This window comes from Aeromonas veronii bv. veronii (assembly GCF_000820225.1).
In the GTDB taxonomy this organism is placed as follows: domain Bacteria; phylum Pseudomonadota; class Gammaproteobacteria; order Enterobacterales; family Aeromonadaceae; genus Aeromonas; species Aeromonas veronii.
In genome coordinates this window covers 1-5,658 of sequence record NZ_CDDK01000025.1, presented here as the reverse complement: position 1 = coordinate 5,658, position 5,658 = coordinate 1, and the positions used below count along the sequence as shown (strand labels likewise).

Sequence of the window (5,658 nt, the reverse complement as noted above, 5' to 3'; positions counted from 1 at the left end):
ACATGGAGCAGCGCCCGCCAGTGGGTCAGCAACCGAGCCCGAGGCGAGAGGCGCCACAGCAGCAAGCCCTCCCGATGACGCAGGATATAGAGGCTGACAAGCATCGCCATCAACCAGGAGATAGAGGTCGCGATGGCGGCTCCGCGGATCCCCCATTCGGGAAAGGGGCCGATACCGAAGATCAACAGAGGATCCAGTACCCCGTTGACCAGCCCGGCTACTGCCATCACCAGACTGGGGGTTTTGGTATCGCCGGTCGCCCGGATGGCGGCATTGCCCACCATGGGCAGCACCAGCATGGGGACGGTGAGATACCAGATCAGCATGTAGTCATGGATGAGAGAGATAAGCTCGGCACTGGCCCCCAACAGGGTAAACAGGGGTTTGATGGTGAGAGCGCCCCCCGCGGAGAGCAGGGCCACCATGATCACCGCCAGAAACAGGCTGTCGGTGGCGAGATGGGCCGCCTCATCGTGTTTGCCCTGCCCCAGGGTATGACCGATCACCGCTGACAATCCGGCGCCCAATCCCATCGCCAGCGAGGTAACCACAAAAGTGACGGGAAAGGTAAAGCTGATGGCGGCCAGAGCTTCGGTTCCCAGCATACCGATAAAAAAGGTATCGACCAGATTGAAGGCCAGAATGGCGATGATGCCGAAGATCATGGGGCCCGTCATCTGGCGCAGTACGACCGGAATAGGGGCTGTCAGCATGGGGTTGGTGCGGGTCAAGGGCTCGTCTCTACAGCTGGCTTTGAAGGTTCTGGCATCGAAAACGGGCGGCTTGAACCGACCTTGCACCAGGGTGCGGACATGGCTGAACCATCGAAGATGTTTATAGTACGTGAAAAAATTTTTTTTGTATTTGCCCTTGAAGGGTTAGCAACTCTGCCCCACATCAGGGACATATCTAATTTGGCCTGGAACGGCCATTCCTCAAAGCAACAATGAGACTCATTTTGGGAGAGTTATCGATGAAAATTCGTCCACTGCACGACCGCGTCATCATCAAGCGCATCGAAGCTGAAGCCAAATCTGCCGGCGGTATCGTCTTGACTGGTACTGCGGCCCAGAAGTCCACCCGTGGTGAAGTGCTTGCCGTGGGGACTGGTCGCATCCTGGATAATGGCGAAGTCAAAGCGCTGGCCGTGAAGGTTGGTGACAAGGTGATCTTCAACGAAGGCTACGGTGTTAAGACCGAGAAGCTGGATGGTCAGGACGTCCTGATCCTCTCCGAAACCGACATCCTGGCGATTGTCGAAGAGTAATCCATCCTCCTTTTCCCCGAATTGATTTAAGGATTGAAGAAAAATGGCAGCTAAAGACGTTAAGTTTGGTAACGAAGCCCGCATCAAGATGCTGGAAGGCGTAAACATCCTGGCTGATGCCGTCAAGGTTACTCTGGGCCCGAAAGGCCGCAACGTGGTGCTGGACAAGTCCTTCGGCGCCCCGACCATCACTAAAGATGGTGTTTCTGTTGCGCGCGAAATTGAGCTGGAAGACAAGTTCCAGAACATGGGCGCCCAGATGGTCAAGGAAGTGGCTTCCAAGGCGAACGATGCCGCCGGTGACGGTACCACTACTGCAACCGTTCTGGCTCAGGCCATCGTTAACGAAGGTCTGAAAGCCGTTGCCGCCGGTATGAATCCGATGGATCTGAAGCGCGGTATCGACAAAGCCGTTGTGGCTGCTGTTGCCGAGCTGCAAGCGCTGTCCCAGCCGTGCGCTGACAGCAATGCTATCGCTCAGGTGGGCACCATCTCCGCCAACTCCGACGAAAAAGTGGGCAAGCTGATTGCTGAAGCCATGGACAAAGTGGGTCGCGATGGCGTCATCACCGTTGAAGATGGTCAGGGTCTGGAAGATGAGCTGGCAGTTGTTGAAGGTATGCAGTTCGACCGCGGCTACCTGTCCCCCTATTTCATCAACAAGCAAGAGACCGGTTCTGTTGAACTGGACGACCCGTTCATCCTGCTGGTTGACAAGAAAGTCTCCAACATCCGCGAAATGCTGCCTGTGCTGGAAGGCGTTGCCAAAGCTGGCAAGCCGCTGCTGATTGTTGCTGAAGACGTGGAAGGCGAAGCCCTGGCGACTCTGGTGGTCAACACCATGCGCGGTATCGTGAAAGTGGCTGCCGTCAAGGCGCCTGGCTTCGGTGATCGTCGCAAGGCCATGCTGCAGGATATCGCTGTACTGACTGGCGGTACCGTCATCTCTGAAGAAGTTGGCATGGAGCTGGAAAAAGCGACTCTGGAAGATCTGGGTCGTGCCAAGCGCATCGTCATCACCAAAGAGAACACCACCATCATCGATGGCGTGGGTGATGCCGGTGTGATCGAAGGCCGTGTTGCCCAGATCCGTCAGCAGATCGAAGAGACCTCTTCCGACTACGATCGTGAGAAGCTGCAAGAGCGCGTAGCCAAGCTGGCTGGCGGTGTTGCCGTGATCAAGGTTGGCGCAGCCACCGAAGTCGAGATGAAAGAGAAGAAAGCACGCGTTGAAGATGCCCTGCACGCTACCCGCGCCGCTGTTGAAGAAGGCGTGGTTGCCGGTGGTGGTGTTGCGCTGGTTCGCGTTGCTGCCAAACTGGCGGGTCTGCGCGGTGACAACGAAGACCAGAACGTCGGTATCAAGGTTGCCCTGCGCGCCATGGAAGCCCCGCTGCGTCAAATCGTCATCAACGCCGGTGAGGAAGCCTCCGTCATTGCCAACGCAGTGAAGAACGGCGAAGGTAACTTCGGTTACAACGCTTACAGCGAACAGTATGGCGACATGCTGGCCATGGGCATCCTGGATCCGACCAAGGTAACCCGTTCCGCCCTGCAGTTTGCCTCTTCAATCGCTGGTCTGATGATCACCACCGAGTGCATGGTCACCGAACTGCCGAAGAAAGATACCCCTGCCATGCCTGACATGGGCGGCATGGGTGGCATGGGCATGATGTAATCATCCCCCCTTGCTCTGTTTGACAAACGGCTCGCTCAAGGCGAGCCGTTTTTTTATATCTGGCTAAACTGAGTCTGTTGAGACAGCAAATCTGGGGGGCGATATGAAAATGTTTGGTTGGCTGACACTACTGTGTTCATTGGTCATCATGCCGGTGATGGCTGCTGAGGCGCTGACTGGGCCGGTGATCCTGAAAGTCGGTGGCAATATCAGGTCGGCAGACGAAGTTGATGGCAAGGTGTTGTTTGATCTGGCAAAACTACAGGCTCTGCCGCAACATGAGATAGTGACCGGCAACCCGTGGGTGGATAAGCCGCACACCTACAGAGGCCCAAAACTGGCCGATGTGTTGGCTGCAGTCGGTGCGGATGGCAAGACCATTACGTTGACGGCACTGAACAGTTTCCAGATCCGCATTGAATGGGACAAGGTTGCCAAATACGAGCCCATCCTCGCATGGGAAGACAATGGGGCTGTCATGCGTGTGCGTGACAAGGGGCCGGTCTGGTTTATGCTGCCTCTTGATCAATATCCGGAATTGAAGCGATCCGAATATACCGACATGATGATCTGGCAGCTGGATTTGATAGACATTCAGCACTGATAAAAACAGCACGGGAGCATGGGGTGAAAGGAAAGACCAGGGCGTGGCCACTGCTCGTCATTCTGTATGTATCCATCCTGTTGTTTACCGGGAGCACCCTCTATTGCCTGATGCAAATCCAGAATGCGACCAGAGCGATGGAGAAATACACCTATGATGTCTCCTGGGCGCTGATGCAGTTGCAGCTGGAGCTCGGTCGTTTCCTCAATGCGGTAGAGGTCTATCACTATGGCGGGATTGATCATGACGCCTTGATGTTGCGTTATGACATTCTCTGGAGCAGAACGCCCATCCTGTTGAGCGGCCAGCTGCGCAAGAGCATGCAGGACAAGCAGAAAACCTTGCGTCTGGTGCAGCTGATTGAAACCAATATTCGCCAAATAGAGCCCGACATCACCAAGTTGCAAAGCGGGGCATCTGACTATCAGCAGATCATGATGCGCCTTGCCCCGCTGCAAGAGCCGCTCTCCTACTCCCTCGCTTCTGTGATGCAGAAGAACATTAACGTCTATTCCGAGAACGATCGCCATTTTGGCCAATTGCGCAATGCCTTGTTGCTGATGGTCTCCGGTCTGGTCATGTCAGTGTTGCTGCTCAGCATGCTGCTTATATATGAAGGGCGTCGTCATTTCAGAGCGGCCAGACGGGATCCGCTGACCGGGTTGTCCAATCGGGTTGCCCTACTGGAACGGATGGAGCTGTACGCCACACAGGAAGTGCCGTTTGGACTGGTGCTGGTCGACATCAACGACTTCAGAGATATCAACAGCAAGTTTGGCTATGACACCGGTGATTATCTGCTTTGTGAGTTTGCCACCCGGATCAGAGTGCTCTGTGAAGAGGGCGAGTGGAGCGGACGTCTGGGGGGGGATCAATTTGCAATTATTCAGCGTGGCAGCAGCGATCTGCGTCAGGTCAGGGAGCTGGTAGCGCGATTGCTGCATGCGCTGAAGCAAGATATCGTTTATGACAACTATCCCTTCCGGCTCGAAGTCGGGATCGGCATTGCCTTCTATCCGATGGACAGCGACAAGACTCAGGAGTTGTTGAGTCGTGCGGAACAGGCCCTGTTCCATAGTCGCAAGACCCATGTTCCCTATGTGATTTACGATAACTCCCTGCTCAACGAGACGGCGCGGCGCAAACATCTGGCGTCGGACATGATCATGGCGCTGGAACACAATGCGTTGGAACTCTATTACCAACCCATCGTCAATCTCGAGAGTGGCCGCTGTGAAGCTGTCGAGGCTCTGCTGCGCTGGCGGCATCCGGAACTCGGCTTCATTCCGCCAAACGAAGTGATCATGGTGGCTGAGGAGTTCCAGCTTGCCGAACGGGTTGGCAGCTGGGTGCTGAACACAGCTTGCGAGCAGCTCTATCAGTGGCACCAGCTTGGTATGGTTGATCTGCAAATGTGTGTGAATATCTCGCCAGGTATGTACCAGCGTAATTTGCTCAAATTGGTGGCCAAGGCATTGATGGAGCACCACCTGCCTGCCCGTAGCCTGGTCTTGGAGGTCACGGAAGATACCACCATGCGGGAAGTGAAGAACTCGCTGCAACTGATGCAGGATCTCAATCAGCAGGGGGTACTGCTGGCACTAGATGATTTTGGTACCGGTTATTCATCTTTGAGTTATCTGCAAAAGTTACCGGTCAGCAAGGTGAAGGTCGACCGTTCATTTATACAGGGCATTGACACCTCAATGGAGGCATCCGAACTGGTCGCCAATATTTGTCGGATGGGGTCGATGCTGGGCAAGAGTCTGGTGTGTGAAGGGATTGAGACACAGGCGCAGTTGGATGTATTGCGATCTCTGACCGATATCCACTTGTATGGGCAGGGCTATCTGTTCAGCCGACCAGAGCAGGCGGAGAAAATCTATCAAACCTTGTTGGAGATGGAGGAGCTTTGGCTGGTGCGTCAACAATCCGAAATGGCTTATATGAGTTGAGAGAGGGGCTTGCCTGTCATCTGCCTCCAGAATGTGTGATTTAGCTCGAACTTTCTTCTTTTTGTTTGTTGTTTGAACGGTTGTGCGGTTTTATCAAAAAAACATGCAATTTAGCCTTGCCAGAAAGAATTCACTCCCTATAATGCGCCTCCAT

Annotated in this window: 5 protein-coding genes; 4 read left to right on the top strand and 1 reads right to left on the bottom strand. The window is 54.6% G+C overall.

The window, feature by feature from the left end:
- Positions 1-731 (bottom strand): MATE family efflux transporter (locus BN1139_RS10295; RefSeq protein WP_041980447.1); only part of this gene is annotated, 731 nt, incomplete at its 3' end.
- 242 nt (positions 732-973) lie between these two features.
- On the opposite strand from BN1139_RS10295, the gene BN1139_RS10290 reads away from it, so the two are divergent.
- From BN1139_RS10290 to BN1139_RS10275, 4 genes are all read left to right on the top strand, one after another.
- Positions 974-1,267: a co-chaperone GroES gene (locus BN1139_RS10290; protein ID WP_005340573.1), complete on the top strand. Its 294-nt coding sequence runs from the start codon at positions 974-976 to the stop codon at positions 1,265-1,267.
- Between the two features lie 43 nt (positions 1,268-1,310).
- On the top strand, positions 1,311-2,945 hold the full coding sequence (gene groL / locus BN1139_RS10285; protein WP_005340575.1) for a chaperonin GroEL: 1,635 nt from the start codon (positions 1,311-1,313) through the stop codon (positions 2,943-2,945).
- A gap of 103 nt (positions 2,946-3,048) precedes the next feature.
- Positions 3,049-3,549, top strand: coding sequence for a putative pterin-binding protein (locus BN1139_RS10280; RefSeq protein ID WP_005349099.1), 501 nt, complete (start codon positions 3,049-3,051; stop codon positions 3,547-3,549).
- A gap of 23 nt (positions 3,550-3,572) precedes the next feature.
- Entirely contained in the window at positions 3,573-5,504 is a 1,932-nt protein-coding gene (locus BN1139_RS10275; protein ID WP_005349102.1) for a putative bifunctional diguanylate cyclase/phosphodiesterase, read from the top strand.
- The last annotated feature ends 154 nt before the right edge of the window (positions 5,505-5,658 follow it).